Genomic DNA, 18,336 nt, shown 5'->3' with positions numbered 1-18,336 from the left:
GATCAGTTGGGCGATAGCGGTGTGCCGCGCGCCGAGGGCGCGACACGCAGTTCCGGCGGTACGTGGTGTCGCAGGGCTTCGCCGGGGAATTGGACCGCAATCATGAGCGACTTTTCCTCGAGCGCGGTGAACGTGGGCGGCGAGTCCGGTGGAGACCAATACACGCAGCTGCCAGGCGGCAGGACTCGATTGCCCAAGCGGAAACTGCCTCGTATGACGCTGTGAAAACGGCCCGCATCGCTGTGAGGCTCTTTGCAGGCGTAGGGAGTATTTGCCTGCCCCGTGCAAGCCCACGCACCGAGGCCATCCGGCCGGAACGGGATCAGCGTCTGCCACCCCCATGCGCTTTCCTCGTCCGGCGCTGGTCCCCACTGCTGCTCCTTGAACAGGCCTCGCTCCATGTAGGCCCGTGCCTCCGGCAGGTACCAAGCGCCTTTGTCCGTTAAAACGCGAATCGTGAAGTAGTCCAGCCCGTCTTCGCCCGCGAGGATGGGGCCGTAGCCGGACTGAGGCGAGGTGTAGTGCACGCTGCCTGGCGCGAGCACGTGCTTGCCAAGAGTGCCGCTGCCTCGCAGCACGACCTGAAACTGATACTGCATGTGGAAATGAACCGGAAGGGTCCATCCCGGTGCCTGCCGTGCCACGAGTGCTTGCGGCCCCGGCTCTTCTCCTGGTGCAGTTTCAAACAGGTAATCCGCCATCCCGCGGAACTGTCCCTCGTCGAAGCACCGACGCCTGCCCGCAGAAACCGCCTCTGCAACTGTCACGGCAATCAACGTCACGCCCTGCTCCTTCTTTGCTATTAGCCGATGGTGCTCACGAGCGTGCCGAGCTTGTCGACGCGCATCTCGACGATGTCGCCAGCTTTGAGCACCATTCCTGCATCAAGGCCGCAGCCGCCGGGGAACGCGCCGCTGGTTACGATCTGTCCGGGACGCAGCGTCTGCGCGCGCGAGAGATAGGACACGAGATCGGCGAAGTCCCAAGCCATCTTCGATGTGTGGTAGGAGGCGATCGTGCTGCCATTGACCACGAATGACATGCCGAGATCCTGCGGGTCGCCGACCTCGTCGGCAGTGACCAGCCAAGGCCCGAGGACATTGCTGTGGTCTGCATCCTTCCCCTTGGTCGGTCCGAGCCCGAATGCCATTTCCTTGCGTTGGATTTCGCGGTAACTCACGTCGTTGAAGATGGTGTATCCCATAATGGCAGCGCGGGCCTGATCGGGCGTGAGGTCTTTGCCCCCGACGCCTATTACAGCGGCGAGTTCGCATTCGACGTCCATTTCGCTCGCGTACTCTGGCCGGCGGATGATTGTTCCGGGCGCTTCGACCGCATCCGGATTGGCCTTGTAGTACGCGCGCATATCGCTGCCGCGCTCCGGAAACTGAAGCATCGAGAACCCCTTGTCCCGGCTGTCGTCGATGTGGGCAGCCCAAGTGATGAAGCAGGCGATGCCCGGCGGCCGCGGGAGTGGCGCAAGAAGTCGAACCGCTTTCGACGAGTAGGCGATCGACAAACGCGCGCTGGTGTATTCCTTACCGCTTTCGAGGACATGCTCGAACGCCTCAGCGGCCCAGTCCAAGGCTGCTGAGCCCGAGCCGATCAGGGATGTCATCTCTGCAGGAACTTGCGCCGCGCCTACGCGCACGGCCGCATCCGGTGTCAGGGTGCGTTCCAGAAGCGAGATTCGCGCTGCCGTCGCGTCGATGATCAAGTCCCCATGCACGAGGCCGACCCGCCGGACATCGCCTAGCGCGGTGGAAACCTGAAACGTACATAGCTTCATAGGGCCTGTCTCATTTGACGCGTACATTGTACAATCTAGTTGTATCAATTGGCAGGAGAGTAGCACCGTGGCAGAAGCCGTTTACATCATCGGGACGTACTCGACTCCCTTCCGCCGTTGGCCAGACAAGGGCTTCAAGCAACTCACGCGCGAGGCTTATCTCGGAGCCGTCCGGGACGCAGGCCTGGGTGATCCGCAGGTCATCGAGGCGGCGTGGTTCGGCAATTGCGTGATGCACTACTGGGGACAGCCGCTCGTGCGTGGCAATGTTTCGTTCATTCCGCTGGTACGCGAAGGACTGTTTCGCGATCGAGCCCCTGTCGTGAACGTCGAAGGCGCCTGTGCGACCGGCAGCCTCGCCCTGTCTGGGGCGTACAAGGAAATCCGCGCAGGGGACGCCGAGGTCACCATCGCCGTTGGGGTGGAGAAGCTGTACGACGAGGCAAACCCTGCCGCCATCCTTCCCGAGTTCGGCAAGGGCGCCGACCAGCTCGATCCGCAGGAGTGGCTCGAACACTACAAGCAGATCGGTGAGCGGCTGGGCCAGCCGTTCGATCCCTCGCCCGATCGGTCCGTGGCGATGGATACCTACTCCATGCAAGCACGCCTGCATATGAAGCTTTACGGGACAACGCGCGAGCAGATCGCAGCAGCCTGTGCCAAGAGCCACACCTATGGCAGCCTGAACCCGTTGGCGCAGTACCGATTCGCGATGACTCCCCAGCAGGTGTTGGCGGACCGCATGGTATCCGACCCGCTGACGCGTGCGATGTGTGCTCCCGTGGGGGATGGCGCGGCTGCGGCAGTCTTGTGCTCGGAGCGCTTCCTCGCCAGCCAGCTGCCGGAGGTTCGCGAGCGGGCGGTAAAGATTCGCGCGCTCACGCTGTCGGGTGGAAAGTATCGCGGCGAACGCGAGCCCGGGCTCTCGAGGGCTGCCGCGGACCGGGCTTATGAACTCGCGGGCCTCGCGCCAGCTGACGTCGACGTTGCTGAGGTCCACGACGCGACTTCCTTCTGCGAGATCTACCAAACGGAGATGATGCGCTTTTGTCCCGAAGGAGAGGGGGGCCCCTTCGTCGCCTCCGGCGCGACGGCCGTCGATGGAGCGGTCGCCGTGAACACCTCCGGCGGGTTGGTATCAAAAGGTCACCCGATTGGGGCCACCGGCCTGTCCATGTGCCATGAGCTGGTGACGCAATTGCGCGGTGAGGCCGGTGAGCGCCAAGTCCGCGATGCGCGGATCGGATTGCAACAAAACGGCGGAGGCATCATCGGCCTCGAGGAGGCCGTCAGCGCAGTTGCCATCTACGAGCGCGCTTAACAGCCGCTACTTCGTCTCGTCCCGCGGCGTCATAGTCTCGAACCCAGGCTCGAGCGGGACTCCCAGCGAGTTCGCGATGCGTGCAACGCCGGCGTAGAAGCCGGCGATCATTACCAGTTCCGCAACCTGCTCGTGCGGGAACTCAGCCTTTAGGGCGTTCATCGTTTCGGCAGTCGCGCCGACGCGGCAGGCAGTGTCCTCCGCAAGTGCCAATACGGCGCGCTCACGCTCGTCGAAAAGCCTACTCGATTGCCATTCGTCCAGTGCCTGCAGCTTCGCTTCGGACACTCCTTCGGAGAGAGCGGCCGCCCAGTGATGCTTCCACTCGTATTCCGATTGCGCCAACTGGCCGGACCGCACGATCATCAGTTCGCGGACATCGGCGGGTGAAACGGTCTTGAAGCGAAGCGCATGCGCGAAGTCCATCCACGGACCCAGCAAGCCTGGGGCCCAGCCGATCAGCCGATAGAGGTGGAGTACCGGGGCGCCCTGCCAGCGCCGGCGAAGACGCTCGAAGACTTCCCGCACGCGGGGATCCTCCGGCTGCTCTGGTACGAAGGGCAGCCGGTTCACACCGACTCGCTCGGGTCGTCCAGTTCCGTCAAGCGGCGGACCCACTCGCGTCGCTCAGGGCCGAGCATCGCGGACATAACCTTGAAGTAGCTCTCGACGTCCTGCGGAGTGAGCAATTCATAGGCACGCTGGATGCGCTCACGCTGGGCGGCCGAGACAAACTCAAGCAGCTTATCGCCCTTGCGCGAGCAATACAGGCGCTTGACACGACCATCCTGCTCGGAAGCACGGCTCAGGATATAGCCCTCCTCGATCAACTGCTTCAGAGGACCTTGGATGTTCTGGTGCTTCACCCCAAGCACGGACAACAGTTCGCTCACCGTGATGCCAGGCGTGAAGTGAGCGAAGTACACGACACGGTGATGCACCCGCCCCATGGAACGTGTGGTCAGCCGCGTATCCGCGTCTTCGCCCAGGCTCAGCTGCAGCATGAAGTGCAGCACGAGCCCTTTGTGAATGAGCCTCTTCAGTTCTGCAGCCGATGGCGGAGCATCGGGCGCAGGGCTGTCAAGCTTTGCTTGGCTTCGGGGACTGCTTGCCATGGGTCGGAGTTTACGGCAGGGCGACTACTCCAGCGAGAGGCCAAGCGACTTTGCGATGGGGCCCCAGGCCGCACGGTCCCGGGCGACTCGCTCGGAGAACGCCTTCGGCGATTCAACCAGCGGAGCGAATCCAGCTGCATTCATTGTCTTCATCACCGCTGGGTCGGCGGCCGCGGTCGTGAGGAGCTGGTTCATTCTCGCGAGGATCGTCGGCGGCGTTCCCGCAGGTGCATAGGCGCCGTAATAGACGGTCGGTGCGAAAGTGAAGCCGGCCTCACTCACGGTGGGCACGTTCGGAAGTGCGTGGTACCTCTTGTCGGCCAGGACGGCCAACGGCTTGAGCTTGCCCTCGTTGATGTGTTGCGCGATCGGACCGTAGAACAGCAAGGTCGCGGCCGCATCGCCCGAGAGAGTTCCTTGCAGCATCTGCGGAACACCCGGATATGGAACGTTCGTGAGGCTCGCATTCATGGACTTGTTGAACTGGGCGAGCACCAGGTGGGCAGCACTTCCCACACCCCACGTCGCGAAATTCGCCTTCTGCTTGTTCGCCTGCGTCCAGGCTGCGAACTCTTTCAAGTTCGCGGCGGGAACGGAGCTGTTAGTGACGACCGCCAGCACCACGGTAGCGATCGGGGCGACGACGGCGAAGTCCTTCTCCGGATCGTAAGGCACCGTCTTGTAGATGTGCGGGTTGATCGCCATCACATCAGATACCGGCAGGCAGTATGTGTATCCGTCAGGCGCCGCGCTCTTGCACGCGGCTGCGCCAATCATCCCGTTGGCGCCAGCGCGATTCTCTACGACCATGGGCTGTCCGGTTGCTCTCTGGAATGCCTCGGCCATTGCGCGGGCCAGGATGTCGCCGCCACCGCCGGCCGGGTAAGGAACGATCATCTTCACAGGACGCGCAGGAAAGCTGTCTTGCGCGGCGGCGAACTGACAGAAAGCGAGGCCCGCCGAGGCGAGCATGGCAATGAGGGCTCTTTTCATCGAATGGCTCCTGGCTGGTGACGGGTTACTGCTTCTGGGTTTGGGCTGCGCCGGTCGTTTCGACCAAGCGCTTCCACTTCGGCACTTCTGCGTCGATCTGGCGAGCGAACGCCGCGGTCGGCAGAAGATCGGGTTCCACGCCAGCGGCGACGAGCTTCGCCTGGAATTCAGGCTGCTGTGCGACCTTGACGAATGCGGCATTGAGTCTTTCGACGATGGCGTCAGGCACGCCTTTGCCGGCGAGAGTGCCGCCCCATGAGGTGAGCTCGAAACCAGGCAGTGCGGCCTCGGAGATGGTGGGCACATCGGGCATCGTGCGAGATCTCTGAAGGCCGCTGGTCCCCAGCAGTTTCAAGTTGCCCGATTTTCCGTGCGGCAGGGCCGTGGCGACGGCGGTGAACGTGATGTCGACGTGTCCAGCGATCACGTCCGTGAGCGCCTGACCCCCGCTCGTGTATGGCACGTGTTCGATCTGTGTCCCTGCCATCTGGTTGAAGAGGGAGAACGCCAAGTGGATGGTGCCTCCGATGCCGCTGGACGAGTAGCGCAGCTTTCGCGGGTTGGCCCTGGCGAACTCAATCACCTGCTTGACGTTCGAAAATGGCGAGTTCTTGCCGACGACCAGCACCAGCTGCGCGTTGCTGAGCTTTGTGACGGGACGGAAATCCTTGACAGTATCGAACGGCAGCGATGCGAAGACGAACTGATTGATGTAGTGCGCAGGCGCTGTGAAGAGCAGGGTATAGCCATCTGCGGGGGCCTTGGCGACCACGTCTGTTCCGATGACTCCCGACGCTCCCAACTTGTTTTCAACGACCACGGAAGCCTTGAGCTCTTCCGAGACACCTGCGGCCCCGTGCCGCGCGACGATGTCCAATGCCGTTCCCGGGGCGAACGGAACGATGAGCTTGATGGGTTTGTCCGGGTACGAGCCCTGTGCAAAGGCCTGCATCGGGAGGGCGGCCGCCGCAAAGGGCAGCGCGAGAAGGGAACGTCGTCTCATGGGTTATCTCCTGTGGGTCGCAACGCACTCAAGGCGGCGGCGGTTACACGACCAGACGCTCGGATTCCACCATATTCAGCAAGGAGCTTGTAGTAGTAATTTCCCGTAGACACTTGCCCAGTCTGTCAGATATACTACAACTAACCTGTACTAACCTAGCGCGGATGCACCCATGAGGCTGATCGACTACTTCCGGCGCGGCATGAGCAGTGCCCCCGACCGCACGGCATTCGTCGACTCGGACGGAAATGGCGCATACACCTACGCAGAAGTGGATGCGCTTGCCGGACAGATTGCAGCCGGCTTGCACGTCTCAGGCTGCACGGACACGAACATCGCTGTTTACAGCCCAAACGACCCGAAAGCGTTCTGCGCCATGATCGGAATCTTCCGCGCGGGCGCGCGCTGGGTGCCCATCAACATGCGCAACCCGGTTCACATCAACGCGGCGTTCCTGCGCACAACGAAGTGCTCCGTGCTCTTCTTCCATCCCTCACTCAACGCGCAAGTGGAGGAGCTTCGCGAGGCCGTGCCAACGCTGCAGCACTTCGTGTGCATCGAGGAGCCTGCCGAGGCGGGCGTCGGCGTGAGCCTGAAGGACTTCATTGCCAGGGGAACGGAGCCGGCACCGGAACCGCAGGATGACCCTGCCCGAGTCGAGACGGTGTTCCCCACAGGCGGCACAACCGGGTTGTCCAAGGCGGCCAGATGGACCCAGCGTACGTGGGATTCTGCGATCAAGGCATTCTGGACATGCCTGCCGACGGACCGGCCAGCCGTGCACCTGGTTGCAGCGCCCATGACGCACGGAGCTGGCGTGGTGGGGCTGATGATGATGGCTGAAGGCGCAACAAACGTCGTGTTGCCTTCCGCGAATGCGCTCGGAATCCTCGACGCCATTCAGCGACACAAAGTCACGCACTTCTACATCCCGCCGACTGTCCTTTACAGCATGCTCGCCCATCCGCGGGTGCGGGAATTCGACTACTCATCGCTGCGAGCAATCGTGCTTGCTGCTGCGCCTGTGGCGCCGGCGAAGTTCAAGGAGGCGATGGAAGTTTTTGGTCCAGTGGTTTGCCAGTCGTTTGGGCAGGCCGAGGCTCCCATGTTCCTCACGTTCCTGTCGACGAGAGACTTGCTCACGGCACCGGCTGGGAGCGACCGATGGTCGAGCTGCGGCCGCGCCACGATCGGTCAGCGAGTGGAGATCATGTCGGACGACGGAGCGATCCTTCCTCCGGGCGAGCGGGGAGAAATCGTTGCCCGAGGCGACCTGGTCTTCGGCGGATACTACGAGAACCCGCAGGCGACGGAGGAAGTCTCGAAGTTCGGCTGGCACCACACCGGCGACGTCGGCTACAAAGACGAGAGCGGCTTCGTCTACATCGTCGACCGCAAGAAGGACATGATCGTCACCGGCGGCTTCAACGTCTTCAGTGCGGAGGTCGAACACCTGATCGCTGGGCATCCGTCGGTCGAGGACTGCGCAGTCATCGGCGTGCCGGACGACAAATGGGGCGAAGCGGTGAAGGCCGTGATCCAGCTCAAGCCATCGTCGCAAGCTACTGAAGACGAGATCATCCGGCTCGTGAAGTCCAAGCTCGGGTCTGTGCACGCTCCGAAGACAGTTGACTTTGTCGCGACGCTGCCGCGCAGTCCGAACGGCAAGGTGCTCAAGCGCGAAATCCGGGACAAGTTCTGGGAGGGCGCGCAGCGGCGCGTTGGGTAAACGCAATGGGCAACAGGCTGGAGGGCAAGGTCGCGATCGTTACCGGAGCGGGAACACGCGGCGACGGAATCGGCAACGGCAAGGCATGTGCGATCCTGTACGCGCGCGAGGGCGCGCGGGTGCTAGCGGCCGACCTCGATTTGGACCTGGCCGCAGCGACAGCCGCGGCGATCCGCGAAGAGGGTGGGGATTGCGTTCCATTCCGCGCTGACGTGTCGAAGTCCAACGACTGCCGCGCCATGGTGCAGGCGTGCGTCGACAAGTTCGGAAAGCTGGACGTGCTGCACAACAATGTCGGCATCACCAATTCGGGCGGGCCGGTGGAATACGGCGAGGATCAATGGGACCGCATGATGAACGTCAATGCGAAGAGCATGTTCCTTACCGCCAAATTCGCGCTCCCGCACATGGAGCGGCAGAACTCCGGCTCGATCGTCAACATCGGCTCGATCAACGGCGAACGAGCCATTCCGTTCCCGAAGTTCGCTTATGCGGCGTCGAAGGCCGCCATGATCGCCATGTCCCGCGAGATCGCCATCCAGTACGCCCCAGTCGGAATTCGCAGCAACGTTGTTCTTGTCGGCTTGATCCGTTCGCCCATCGTCGAGCAGAACAACGTGAAACTGTACGGCGGCGAGCTCGAGGAGATGTGGCGCAAGCGTGATGCGATGTCTCCCACGGGGAAGCAAGGAGAGGTCTGGGATGTGGCGAACGCGAGCCTGTTTTTCGCGTCGGACGAGTCGCGCTACGTGAACGGGACGGTGTTGCCGGTGGATGGTGGGTTGATCAACATGGTGAAGCTCTAGAGCAACATGCCGCGCTTCAAGACAACACTTCGCGTCTCAGCCACGCGGCGAAGGCCTGAAGCGGGGGATGGTTCGAACGGTTCGCCGGCCAAACCATGTATTAGCGCGACACGCTTTCGACTTCACCGCGTGCAATTGCCGGCACCAGCTGCCCTCCGCTGAACTCCGGCTCCATCAAGAACCGGGGCAGCAGGGCGACGCCTAGTCCTGCAATAGCCGCTTGCGCCGCCATGGCGAACTGGTCGACCAACATGCCTTGCACGTCCTGCACTGGAATCTCCTTTGCCTGGAACCACTCCCTCCAGGCGTCGGGCCGGGTGGAGACGTGCAGCAGGGGAGCCGCGAGTAAGTCTGCCGGCCTCGCGAGCTTGTGCGCGTGCTTGAAGGCGGGGCTACACGCCGGAACCACTGTCTCCGACATGAGCGGTTCCAGTTCCGCTCCTGGCCACTCCCGTGGGCCAAAGTGGATGGCAGCGTCGAGCCCCTCGCTACGGAAATCGAAAGGCTCCAGGCGCGTGGTGAGATTCACGGTGACACCTGGGTGGGCCGCGAAGAATCCGGCCAGGCGCGGCGCCAGCCAACGCGTGCCGAAGGTCGGCAGCACAGCAAGCTGCAGGGTGCCCCCGCGCGGGTTGGCGCGAAAGCCAAGCGTGGCCTGCGAAATGCGCTCCAGTGCGCCGCGGATCTCTAGTGCGTATGCCTCACCTGCAGTAGTGAGATTGACAGTTTGCCGCTCGCGGACGAACAGATTGGAGCCGAGCATTTCTTCTAGGGCGTGTTAACACTAATTGAATTCGCGGCGACCTGCGGCGACACTGCAGGTCATGCAGATCACGCCCGAACAATTCGCTCGTATCGAACGCTGCCTGCCCACCCAGCGTGGCAACGTCAGCATGACCAACTTGCAGGTCGTCAATGCCATGCTTTTCGTAGCGGAACATGGCTGCAAGTGGCGCGGCCTGCCCAAGCGCTTCGGCAACTGGCACACGGTCTACACCCGCATGCGTCGATGGGCCAAGTCCGGCGTGCTGGACAAGATGTTCGAAGAGCTTCAGCGCGAGCAGGTCGTGCGAATCAAGATCGAGGCCGTTTCGCTGGACAGCACCAGCGTGAAGGTGCATCCCGATGGCACGGGCGCACTAAAAAAAACGGCCCGCAGTCCATCGGCAAGTCCCGCGGCGGATGGAACACCAAGATTCATATGGTTGCCGCGGATGCTCGAACGGCCGTAACGTTCTGCCTCTCGCCAGGCCAAGCCCACGACGGGCCACAAGGCAGGCGATTGCTTCAAAGCCTGGGGTCGACCAGCCGGCCTGTTCATCTGCTGATGGACATGGCCTACGAAGGCAACGAGACGCGGCAACTGGCTCTGGATCTCGGCTTCATCCCTGTCGTGCCGCCCAGCGAGCGCCGCATCGATCCCTGGGAGTACGACCGCGAGATGTACAAGCGCCGCAACGAGGTCGAACGACTGTTCCGGCGCTTGAAAAGCTTTCGTCGCGTCTTCTCGCGATTTGAGAAGCTCGACGTGATGTTTCTGGCGTTCGTCTGCTTCGTGCTGGTCGTCGATGGCCTGCGCGGTTTGTGTTAACAGGCCCTAGACAATGGGGCCTGCGAGTCCTGCGGCTACGCCCGCCAACTCACCGAGTACGGCGCCAACGGGTTTGTCAGCCGAATCACTGATTACAACGGCATTCAGACCACCTACGTGCGCGATATTCGGGGCTTGGAAACCAGCCGAACCGAGGCAGCCGGGACACCACAGGCACGGACGATAGACACCACATGGCATCCGTTCTGGCGCCTGCCGGTAGCCATCTCGGAACCAGGTCGAGACACCACTTTCACATACGACGCAGCGGGTCGCGTGCTGACCCGAACGGTGACGGATACGGCGACCCAAAACACGCGGCGCTGGACCTACACCTACAACTCGCTGGGGCTGGTGCACACCGAGGACGGTCCCCGCACCGACCTAAATGACATCTCGACATTCACCTACGATGCGCAGGGCAACCTGATCCTCGTTTCGAACGCGCTTGGCCACAGCATTGAGTTCGCTCAATATGACGCACATGGCCGTCCGCAGCGAATCACCGATGCAAATGGCCTCGTCACGGCGCTGACCTACAACCGTCGTGGACAAACACTTGAGCGAAACACAGGGGGACTCAGGACCAGCACTTATGAGCCTGGCATGAGCGTGTCGCTGGTGGCCAGACAGGAAGGGGTTGCTGCGAGCCTGCTGTTCCAGTGGCGCAAGCTCGACCGTCAAGGCGCGCTGACGGCCGTTTCCGCTGGCGAGGCTGTGGTGCCGGCCTCTGAATTGGCGGCAGCCCGGGCCGAGATCGCCAAGCTGCAACGCGTGCTGGGCAAGAAGACGATGGAGAACGAGATCCTCAAGGAAGCGGTGGAGTACGTCGCCGAAAAAAAGTGGATTGCGCGCTCGCCCTTGTTGCCAGGGGACGGCCAATGACGGCTGTCTGCCAGGCACTTGGGGTGGCGCGCTCGAACGTTCATGAGCTGCGCCGGCGGCCGACCTCATGGGTTGATGGCCGAACCGTACGCACGCCAAATGGCGACAAGCAGTTGCTGGCCGACATTCGTGATCAGATCACTGACTTGCCCAGCTACGGCTACCGGCGGGCGTGCGCGCTGGTCAATCGCCACCGGAGCAGCCTTGGTGCTGCGCGCGTGAACCCCAAGCGCGTGTACCGGGTGATGGCTGCCAACGCCTTGCTGCTGCCAAAGGCGCCGCGCCGCGTTCAGTCGTGTCGTACACACACTGGCACGGTCTCGGTTCAGGCCAGTGACACGCGTTGGTGCTCTGATGGCTTCGAAATCAAGTGTGATTCGGGTCAGACCGTGACCGCCACATTCGCCAAAGACTGCTGCGATCGAGAGATCATGGCGTTTCGCGCGTGGGAGGGCAAAGGACTCCCAGGCGAGCCGGTGCGTGAGATGCTTATCGAGGCGGTCGAGAAGCGCTTCGGGGCCGTAGAGGGCCTGCCCGCAGGGCGCATGCTGCAGTTCCTGTCGGACAACGGCAGCGCCTACATTGCCCACGAAACTCGACGCGGTTCAATATTGACGGGTCTATTTCGAACGGACGTGGAGTTTAGAAGCGGTCGCAGCAGAGGGCCAGCACTCATCGTTGGCCTTCAGACCAAGGCAGTGCTGGAAAAAGCAAAATTCGGTGGCTGCGCATACTTGCCGGTCATCCAAGACTGAAAAAACCACCCGCGAGACAGCCAACCGCAGATCTTGGACGCCTCAAATGCGGTTTGTGGCCCATTTATGGCAAACGTAGTTGGCCTATATCTTTTGGGGTAAAACTGTTCAGACAAGCGGGTCCGCTTCTGACTGACTCAGAAATTCCAGGGGACTTCACCTTTCGCCGAGTTGACGTAGATATGTCCAAATAGGCATAATTGAAACAATGCGAAAGCAAGCACGCAAACCCATCAAATGGGTCAGTTCCGCCAAGCGCGACCTGGATGCGATGCCGGAGGACGTCAAGGATGTGTTCGGTCATGCCATTGACTTGGCGCAGGCCGGCGGCAAGCACCAGGATGCCAAGGTGATGACAGGCTTCGGCTCTGCCGGCGTGCTGGAGGTTGTAGAGGACCATCAGGGCGACACCTACTGGGCTGTGTACACCGTCAAGTTCGCCGGTTGGATTTGTGTCCTGCACTGCTTCCAGAAGAAGTCCAAAAGCGGCATCGCCACACCCAAACCGGACATGGACTTGATCAACACGCGCCTGAAAGCCGCGAAGCAGGATTTCGAAGCATGGCAGGCACAGCAAGGAGTACGAAAATGAACGGGCACAACGAAATCACGATTGAAGAAGGTGGCACGAATGTCTATGCCGACCTGGGCTATACCGACGCTGCGGAGATGCAGCGTAAATCCCAGCTCGCCGGCGAGATCGCCCGCGCGATCAAAGCACGTCGCCTGACGCAAGAAAGTGCAGCGACGCTGCTGGGCATCGATCAGGCCAAGGTCTCGCGCATCACGCGCGGCCAATTCCGAGGTGTCAGCGAAGCCAAACTGCTGGAGCTGGTAGCCAGGCTGGGACACGATGTGAAGATTGTGGTTGGCCCGGTGCGGCGGCGCGCCGGCAAGATTGAGCTGCAATTTGCCTGAACTCGCCCAGCGGCGAGAGGTGCGTTCCAAATGCTTGAGGCGATGGTTGGGACCAAAAATACATCAGCCTGCGCCATTCCTCCTGACGGAGTAGCAGCCCTGACGACCGCGATATGACCCGTCTTGCTCAATACATCGAGGCAGCCGAGAGCGACAACACGCGCCGGAGCTACGCTTCGGCGATTCGCCACTTTGAAGTCGAGTGGAAAGGTTTGCTGCCTTCCACGGCGGACGGCATTGCCCGCTACCTGGCCGACCACGCGGCTACCCTGGCCATCAACACCCTGCGCCAGCGGCTGGCGGCGCTATCAAGATGGCACACCGACCAAGGCTTTCCCGACCCCACCAAATCGGCCTTGGTGCGCCAGGTGCTCAAGGGCATTCGCTCCGTCCACAACGTGCAAGAAAAGCGCGCTCGCCCGCTGGAACTGGCGGTGCTTCAGCAAGTTGATCATTGGCTCGACACCGCCATCAGCCATGCGCAGCAGTCCGGTGACCGCTCAGCCGTGCTGCGCCATACGCGCGACCGCAGCCTGCTGCTGCTGGGATTTTGGCGGGGATTCCGTTCCGACGAGTTGGTCAACCTGCGAGTGGAGAACATCGCGGTCACTCCCGGCCAAGGCATGACCTGCTACCTGGGCCGCAGCAAAGGCGACAGACAGCATCAGGGCAGGGTTTTCAGGTGCCCGGCCCTTTCCCGCCTGTGCCCGGTGGCGGCCTTCAATGCCTGGATTGACCTGACCGGCTTGACCGAGGGCCCGGTGTTCCGAAAAATCGATCGATGGGGTCATGTCGCCGACGAAAGCCTCCACGCCAACAGCCTGGTCTCCTTGCTGCGCAGCCTGTTCGCCGAAGCTGGCGTTGAGTCGCCCGAGGAATACAGCAGCCACTCCATGCGTCGCGGCTTTGCCGATTGGGCCCGCGCCAGCGGTTGGGACATCAAGGAGCTGATGGAGTACGTCGGCTGGAAGGATGTCAAATCGGCCATGCGCTACTTGGATGCATCGGATTCAAATCTGCAAGCGCGCTTCGAACAGGGACTGACTGCCCAAGCACCGTCATCCCAGCTACCACTCCCACCTTTGCCCGGCTAAGCAAGCAGCCGAGCGGCATGGCGCGCAGCCACAGGCCGAGGGCAGATCACGGCTATCGATAGATCTGGATAAGCTCTTTGGCCTTGGCGAGTGCTGTTTCGAAAACCTCAGGTGAGTTGCGATGCAGGTTGTTCACCACGCGGACGTGCGCCTCGCGGCTGAGCCGAAATTCGAGGACGCCGAATCGATGGGCGATTGCCCTGACATCTGCCTTGCCCCAGCTGTCCTCCCCCATCCCGTCCGAGTGCAGAACAAAGCTGTGGACGTAGCCATCGGCACCGCGCTCAGTTCCATCCGCGTCCGGCTCGAATCGGATGGCTAGTAGCGCTACAGCTTGCACGCCATGCAACTGATTGAGGGCTTCTGCAAACACGGAACACCAGCCGAATGTGTACTTGGCGGCCTCGGCAGCTGGAATGCAGGGCGCCAGCCGTTTGGGGATCGACGCCAGAAAAGCCGTGTTCGTCCCAATGGCTTTGGACGCGCTTGCGATCTTGGCCGGATCGGGTGCGCAGCGCAGCGGCAGCGACGCGAGCGCGCTTTCCGCGTAGTAGCGCGTCCTGACCCCGCCCATGCCGTACCGCACGGCCATGGGCCGAATAGTTCGGTGAATGAAGTCGCTGAGGGACCGGTTGCCTCTCACATCGAAGATGCGGAATCCATTGTCCGCTACGTAAACACGCAGCGGCCTGCAGTCCTCAAGAGCGACGTTGTTGTTCGGATCCAGCGATGGGACCCACCAGTCCACGTGGAGCAGCCAGCCCGTGGCTCGCGCGAGCGCCACTGCAAAGTTGACGCAGTCATCCGACTCCCACTGATCGACCAATGCGGGCGCAAAGGCCGCGCGCTGCTTGAGCTTGGCTTGTCCCATCTATGTTCTCCGTGATGACCAAACGTCAGCTGAGAGGCCATTGTCGGTGCCGAAGCCTAACCCGGTTATTCGCACGGGAAAAGAGCTGGCTGTTTTTTCAGTAGCCCGCTAAGTCTTTGATTTCATTGATGAGCGCAAGCCGCTAACCCGGTGAATCGCACGAGAAAAGAGCCGGGCCTGAAAAACCACGAGCCTCAAACATGTGCTTCTCAACACCAGCCGACACGTGCTTCGACCTCCCCCGTCTTCCGGACCACCTGGATCAAACCCGGTGCGCGCGCAGCTTGGACTGGCGCTGTATGAGTGCGTCTGCGTACGGATCGATCTCGAAGGTGATGGTGCCTTTGAAGTTGACGTGCTCAAAGTGAACGGGACCGATGCGGCGGATCCAGTGGTCCTCGATGGGGTGCTTGAGCGCCTTCCAGCGTTCCACCACATCTTGCATCTTCATAGTGTTCCAGGCGATCACAACGTTGGTCAGCAAGGTGTGCGCCGTCGAGATAGCGCGCAGTTCATCGGCCCGACGACCGCGCGAAACGCCCACACGCCCGTGGTACACGGCGCGCTGCAATTGATGGATGGACTCGCCACGGTTCAGCAGTGCGTGCATCTCACGGCGGAACTCAGGAATGGTGAAGTAGTCGCACAGAAAGATAGTGCGCAGGAGCTTTCCCAGTTCGTCTGCGGCAGCATGAACAGGATCACCCCTGGCGGCGCTGCCAAGGCGGGCGATGGCCTCTGCCGCGGTCAGCCGGCCCTGACGGATGGAGGCAACCAGGCGCAGCAGTCCCATCCAGCCGGCACGGATCTTCCGAAGCGAGACCTTGCCCACGACCAACCGCTCCAGCGATTCGGGCGGCGTGCCACCCCAGGCCATGAACATCTTGCGCTCCGACAACTGACGCAAGCGAACACATAAATCAAAACCGAGCAGCTTGGCGATCGCCATCGCTGCGTTGGTGTAGCCATGGGTATCAACGGCCAAAAGGGACAGGCGGATCTGATCCTCACGCCGAGTGCAGTTGTGTGCCTCGACGCCGTGCACTGCAGGGGCGGCCTGCCGGTCATTGATGACGATGGGCTGGTCGTGGAACAGCGCCCAGGTGTCAAGCATGTGGACATAGATGCCCACACCATGCTGTTTCCGGCGGTACTCCATGCGCGCCGAGTGCAGGTGACGCGAAGTGTCCAGCGTCATCGAATCGGAGGATGCCTTGTCGCCCTGGCCCCAGAGCATGGCAATCGGCATGCTCTGCTGAAAATCAATGATGCGTGTGTTGGCATCCCGCAGGCGGCCGCCGGCCTCCAGCGCACGCATGGCCATGGTGATCTGAGAAACTTGCAGGCCGGGGATCATGGTGCAGACCCCCTTGGCGTTGTTCTCTGTCCCGTGTGCGTACAGGGCACCGTAGACCGCCTTCAGCTCACTGATGTCCTTGGCCATGCGGCCAAGCAACGCTTGGCTGAAGCGGGTTTTGGCATCCACCTCAACCAGCATGTCGGCGAACTGCGTGCCGCCGATCATGTTAAACATGCTCTCGCGGGTCTTCGTGACCTTGGGTTCGACTTCAAGCGCCTGGATGGGTGCGATGCTGATGTGCCCCTGGTTGTCGATGGTGAGTGCGCCTTCGTCGACTGCTTTGGCAAGTTGGGCCAGGCCGGCGTCGACGCGCCCCAACACCCGCTCCAGGAACTTGTCGGGATCGTCGGTGAGACTCAGTGCCCGGATGAGCGACTTGTTCCTTTGCGCCCATTCGTTTTCGGAGATCAGTTGATCGGCGCGACTGCGATGTCGGCTGCTGTGCGCCAGCCAGAGCTTTCCGCCCTTGATGGCCTTGCGCAGTGCTGTCGCGGCGCTGACCTTCAATGCAGCAAGAGCGAGCTTGCGGTCTGGGCCCTGCAACAACAGATGCCAGCCAGGGTCGGCAAAGGACACGTCAAGTCCCTCTGGCAGGCTGGTTGCTCCCCGTTTGGCCAGATCGCGCAGCAACTTGAGCTGCCTCAGCGCCTTGTCCGACGCCTCGCCTCTGATCTCAAGGATGCCCAGCGAGTTGAGCAGCGCTGAGACACGCGGCGCTTCTTCGTTCACCAGTGCTTCGCGGACCAATTGGGCACGCGTGCCCGCGAAGTCCGGCTCATCTTGAGGCACCAGCTCACGCATCGCCGCGACGATTTGCGCAGCGGTCAGCCTCTTGTCGTAGAGGACCGCCTTGAGCCTCACCCGCTCGGCGCGCAGATCGACGGAGCTGTCCGCTTGCTTCTTGAGCACTTTGCCGGAGGCCTTGCGGTAGAGGTCGGTGAGGCGTCGCGCGCCCATCTCCGCGGCCAGGTCGGTCTGCTCCAGCAATGTCACGTGCAGGAATGAGACCATCTCCAGCTCGCGTTGATCAGGGGACAGGTTCTTCGTTGCTGACGGTGGTCGATTGACCACTTCTTGGCCGTAGGCCTTCAACCGATTCAGCGCAATCGCCGACAGCTTCCACTCGTGGACGTGCAATGCCTTCAGGCACTCGATTTTCTTGGTCACCTCGCTCAGGGTGAGCTGGCCATGCTTGCCCGGTGGCGTGCGCAGCCACTCCAGAACGGTGTGCCCGCCCGGTCCTGATCGCTTTGAGAACGCGTGCAAAAGCGCCCTGTGGATGTGCTCGCGCGGCACGCCTGCGCGAATCGTTTCGAGCGCCGCATTCTCCTGGTCGGCAAATGCTGCGCGGGCAATGTCCCGGAGAGTCCGATCGCCGGGCAGCACGAGGCGGCGTTCAAAGAGCCAGTGCTCCGCCTGATGCACAAGATCGTTCACCGAGACCGCAGTGGTGGCAAGCTCGCGCAGGGCATCGGCAAGCAGCGCTTTGGTGGTGTCGTCCAAGACCGCGAAGCCAACGCGTTGTCGAGCCCAAAGCTGATGCCCGAAGCGGGTGTCCCTGTCCTTGTACAGCGACGTGACGGATGCAATATCCGTCGCGCTCATGCCCAGGGTTAAAGTCAGATGCCGCAGCAGCACGGGTGGCAGACCCGAGAGCGCATCTGGGTGTCGTCCGGTGGCGCGCAGCATCACCAGTTGAACGGCCGCGCCAAGGCGAGCAGTACCCCGGAAACGGGGCGGGCGAAGCTCATGGATGTCTTCAGCGCTCAGGTCGAAGCATTCTTCGACCTCCCGCTTGGACAGAGACTTGGGAAGGGTATCGGATCCGACAAAACGCAGATAGAAGCTTGGCAAGCTGGTTCCCCCTGGCCTGCGCAATTCCAAGCCTTGCGCGAGTCTACGGAATTGTTCTCTTTGGTTCCAGAAGGTTTGCGGGATTGCGGGTTAACCCTTGGTTGGTAACCCGGCTTTCTGCATCGAAATTGAGGTCACCCCAAATCAGCGAGGTACTGGAGCGCATCGACCTGCTTTACACGCTGGACGTTCATAAGCACCTGGCAGACATCCCCGATCTCATCTTGCGCCGCTACGCGCGCCGACTTGTCT

General features: G+C 61.8%; 16 protein-coding genes and 2 pseudogenes. 9 read left to right on the top strand and 9 right to left on the bottom strand.

Annotated features, from left to right (window positions below):
• Window positions 1-2: 2 nt before the first annotated feature.
• Together FFS09_RS01105 and FFS09_RS01100 are read right to left on the bottom strand one after the other, a co-directional pair.
• Window positions 3-782, bottom strand: a complete 780-nt coding sequence (locus FFS09_RS01105) for a hypothetical protein (RefSeq protein WP_137917021.1) — start codon at window positions 780-782, stop codon at window positions 3-5.
• Window positions 783-802: 20 nt separating this feature from the next.
• Window positions 803-1,717, bottom strand: coding sequence for a fumarylacetoacetate hydrolase family protein (locus FFS09_RS01100; protein ID WP_171019809.1), 915 nt, complete (start codon window positions 1,715-1,717; stop codon window positions 803-805).
• A gap of 139 nt (window positions 1,718-1,856) precedes the next feature.
• On the opposite strand from FFS09_RS01100, the gene FFS09_RS01095 reads away from it, so the two are divergent.
• Window positions 1,857-3,110, top strand: coding sequence for a thiolase family protein (locus FFS09_RS01095; RefSeq protein WP_137917019.1), 1,254 nt, complete (start codon window positions 1,857-1,859; stop codon window positions 3,108-3,110).
• 6 nt (window positions 3,111-3,116) lie between these two features.
• Here FFS09_RS01095 and FFS09_RS01090 read toward each other — a convergent pair whose 3' ends face one another.
• From FFS09_RS01090 to FFS09_RS01075, 4 genes are all read right to left on the bottom strand, one after another.
• Entirely contained in the window at window positions 3,117-3,683 is a 567-nt protein-coding gene (locus FFS09_RS01090) for a carboxymuconolactone decarboxylase family protein (RefSeq protein WP_137917018.1), read from the bottom strand.
• Entirely contained in the window at window positions 3,680-4,126 is a 447-nt protein-coding gene (locus tag FFS09_RS01085) for a MarR family winged helix-turn-helix transcriptional regulator (RefSeq protein ID WP_171019808.1), read from the bottom strand. Before FFS09_RS01085 ends, FFS09_RS01090 begins: the two co-directional genes overlap by 4 nt.
• A 123-nt stretch (window positions 4,127-4,249) precedes the next feature.
• Window positions 4,250-5,218, bottom strand: a complete 969-nt coding sequence (locus tag FFS09_RS01080; RefSeq protein ID WP_137917016.1) for a Bug family tripartite tricarboxylate transporter substrate binding protein — start codon at window positions 5,216-5,218, stop codon at window positions 4,250-4,252.
• Window positions 5,219-5,243: 25 nt separating this feature from the next.
• Window positions 5,244-6,221, bottom strand: coding sequence for a tripartite tricarboxylate transporter substrate binding protein (locus tag FFS09_RS01075; protein ID WP_137917015.1), 978 nt, complete (start codon window positions 6,219-6,221; stop codon window positions 5,244-5,246).
• Between the two features lie 172 nt (window positions 6,222-6,393).
• Here FFS09_RS01075 and FFS09_RS01070 point away from each other — a divergent pair, with 172 nt between their 5' ends.
• Together FFS09_RS01070 and FFS09_RS01065 are read left to right on the top strand one after the other, a co-directional pair.
• Window positions 6,394-7,950, top strand: coding sequence for a class I adenylate-forming enzyme family protein (locus tag FFS09_RS01070; protein ID WP_137917014.1), 1,557 nt, complete (start codon window positions 6,394-6,396; stop codon window positions 7,948-7,950).
• A gap of 5 nt (window positions 7,951-7,955) precedes the next feature.
• Window positions 7,956-8,756 carry an SDR family NAD(P)-dependent oxidoreductase gene (locus FFS09_RS01065; RefSeq protein ID WP_137917013.1) on the top strand — a complete coding sequence of 267 codons (801 nt, stop codon included), beginning with the start codon at window positions 7,956-7,958 and terminating at the stop codon, window positions 8,754-8,756.
• Between the two features lie 100 nt (window positions 8,757-8,856).
• Here the strand turns inward: FFS09_RS01065 and FFS09_RS01060 are convergent, their stop codons facing one another.
• Window positions 8,857-9,519, bottom strand: a complete 663-nt coding sequence (locus tag FFS09_RS01060) for a LysR substrate-binding domain-containing protein (RefSeq protein WP_502703706.1) — start codon at window positions 9,517-9,519, stop codon at window positions 8,857-8,859.
• A gap of 61 nt (window positions 9,520-9,580) precedes the next feature.
• Between FFS09_RS01060 and FFS09_RS01055 the strand changes: the two genes are divergently transcribed.
• The 6 genes and pseudogenes from FFS09_RS01055 (at window position 9,581) to FFS09_RS01030 (ending at window position 13,999) form a co-directional block, all read left to right on the top strand.
• A protein-coding gene (locus FFS09_RS01055; protein ID WP_137917012.1) for an IS5 family transposase occupies window positions 9,581-10,347 on the top strand; the annotation gives its coding sequence in 2 pieces (ribosomal slippage) (window positions 9,581-9,896 and window positions 9,896-10,347; 768 coding nt in all).
• 117 nt (window positions 10,348-10,464) lie between these two features.
• A pseudogene (locus FFS09_RS31365) lies at window positions 10,465-10,905 on the top strand (RHS repeat domain-containing protein); the annotation flags it as partial.
• Between the two features lie 27 nt (window positions 10,906-10,932).
• Window positions 10,933-11,835, top strand: a pseudogene (locus FFS09_RS01045) (IS3 family transposase); the annotation flags it as partial.
• Between the two features lie 360 nt (window positions 11,836-12,195).
• Entirely contained in the window at window positions 12,196-12,579 is a 384-nt protein-coding gene (locus FFS09_RS01040; protein ID WP_137917011.1) for a type II toxin-antitoxin system RelE/ParE family toxin, read from the top strand.
• The gene (locus FFS09_RS01035) at window positions 12,576-12,905 is read left to right on the top strand and encodes a helix-turn-helix domain-containing protein (protein WP_137917010.1); all 330 of its coding nucleotides are present in this window, start codon (window positions 12,576-12,578) and stop codon (window positions 12,903-12,905) included. The genes FFS09_RS01040 and FFS09_RS01035 overlap by 4 nt, the downstream gene beginning before the upstream one ends.
• 113 nt (window positions 12,906-13,018) lie before the next feature.
• Window positions 13,019-13,999: a site-specific integrase gene (locus FFS09_RS01030; RefSeq protein ID WP_252374186.1), complete on the top strand. Its 981-nt coding sequence runs from the start codon at window positions 13,019-13,021 to the stop codon at window positions 13,997-13,999.
• Between the two features lie 52 nt (window positions 14,000-14,051).
• On the opposite strand, the gene FFS09_RS01025 is transcribed toward FFS09_RS01030, so the two are convergent.
• Together FFS09_RS01025 and FFS09_RS01020 are read right to left on the bottom strand one after the other, a co-directional pair.
• On the bottom strand, window positions 14,052-14,870 hold the full coding sequence (locus FFS09_RS01025; RefSeq protein WP_137917009.1) for a hypothetical protein: 819 nt from the start codon (window positions 14,868-14,870) through the stop codon (window positions 14,052-14,054).
• Between the two features lie 262 nt (window positions 14,871-15,132).
• Window positions 15,133-18,084 carry a Tn3 family transposase gene (locus FFS09_RS01020; protein WP_171019807.1) on the bottom strand — a complete coding sequence of 984 codons (2,952 nt, stop codon included), beginning with the start codon at window positions 18,082-18,084 and terminating at the stop codon, window positions 15,133-15,135.
• Window positions 18,085-18,336 lie beyond the last annotated feature (252 nt).

It is taken from the genome of Hydrogenophaga sp. 2FB (assembly GCF_005503365.1).
Lineage (GTDB): Bacteria > Pseudomonadota > Gammaproteobacteria > Burkholderiales > Burkholderiaceae_C > Hydrogenophaga.
This window is presented reverse-complemented; position numbering and strand designations above follow the sequence as displayed.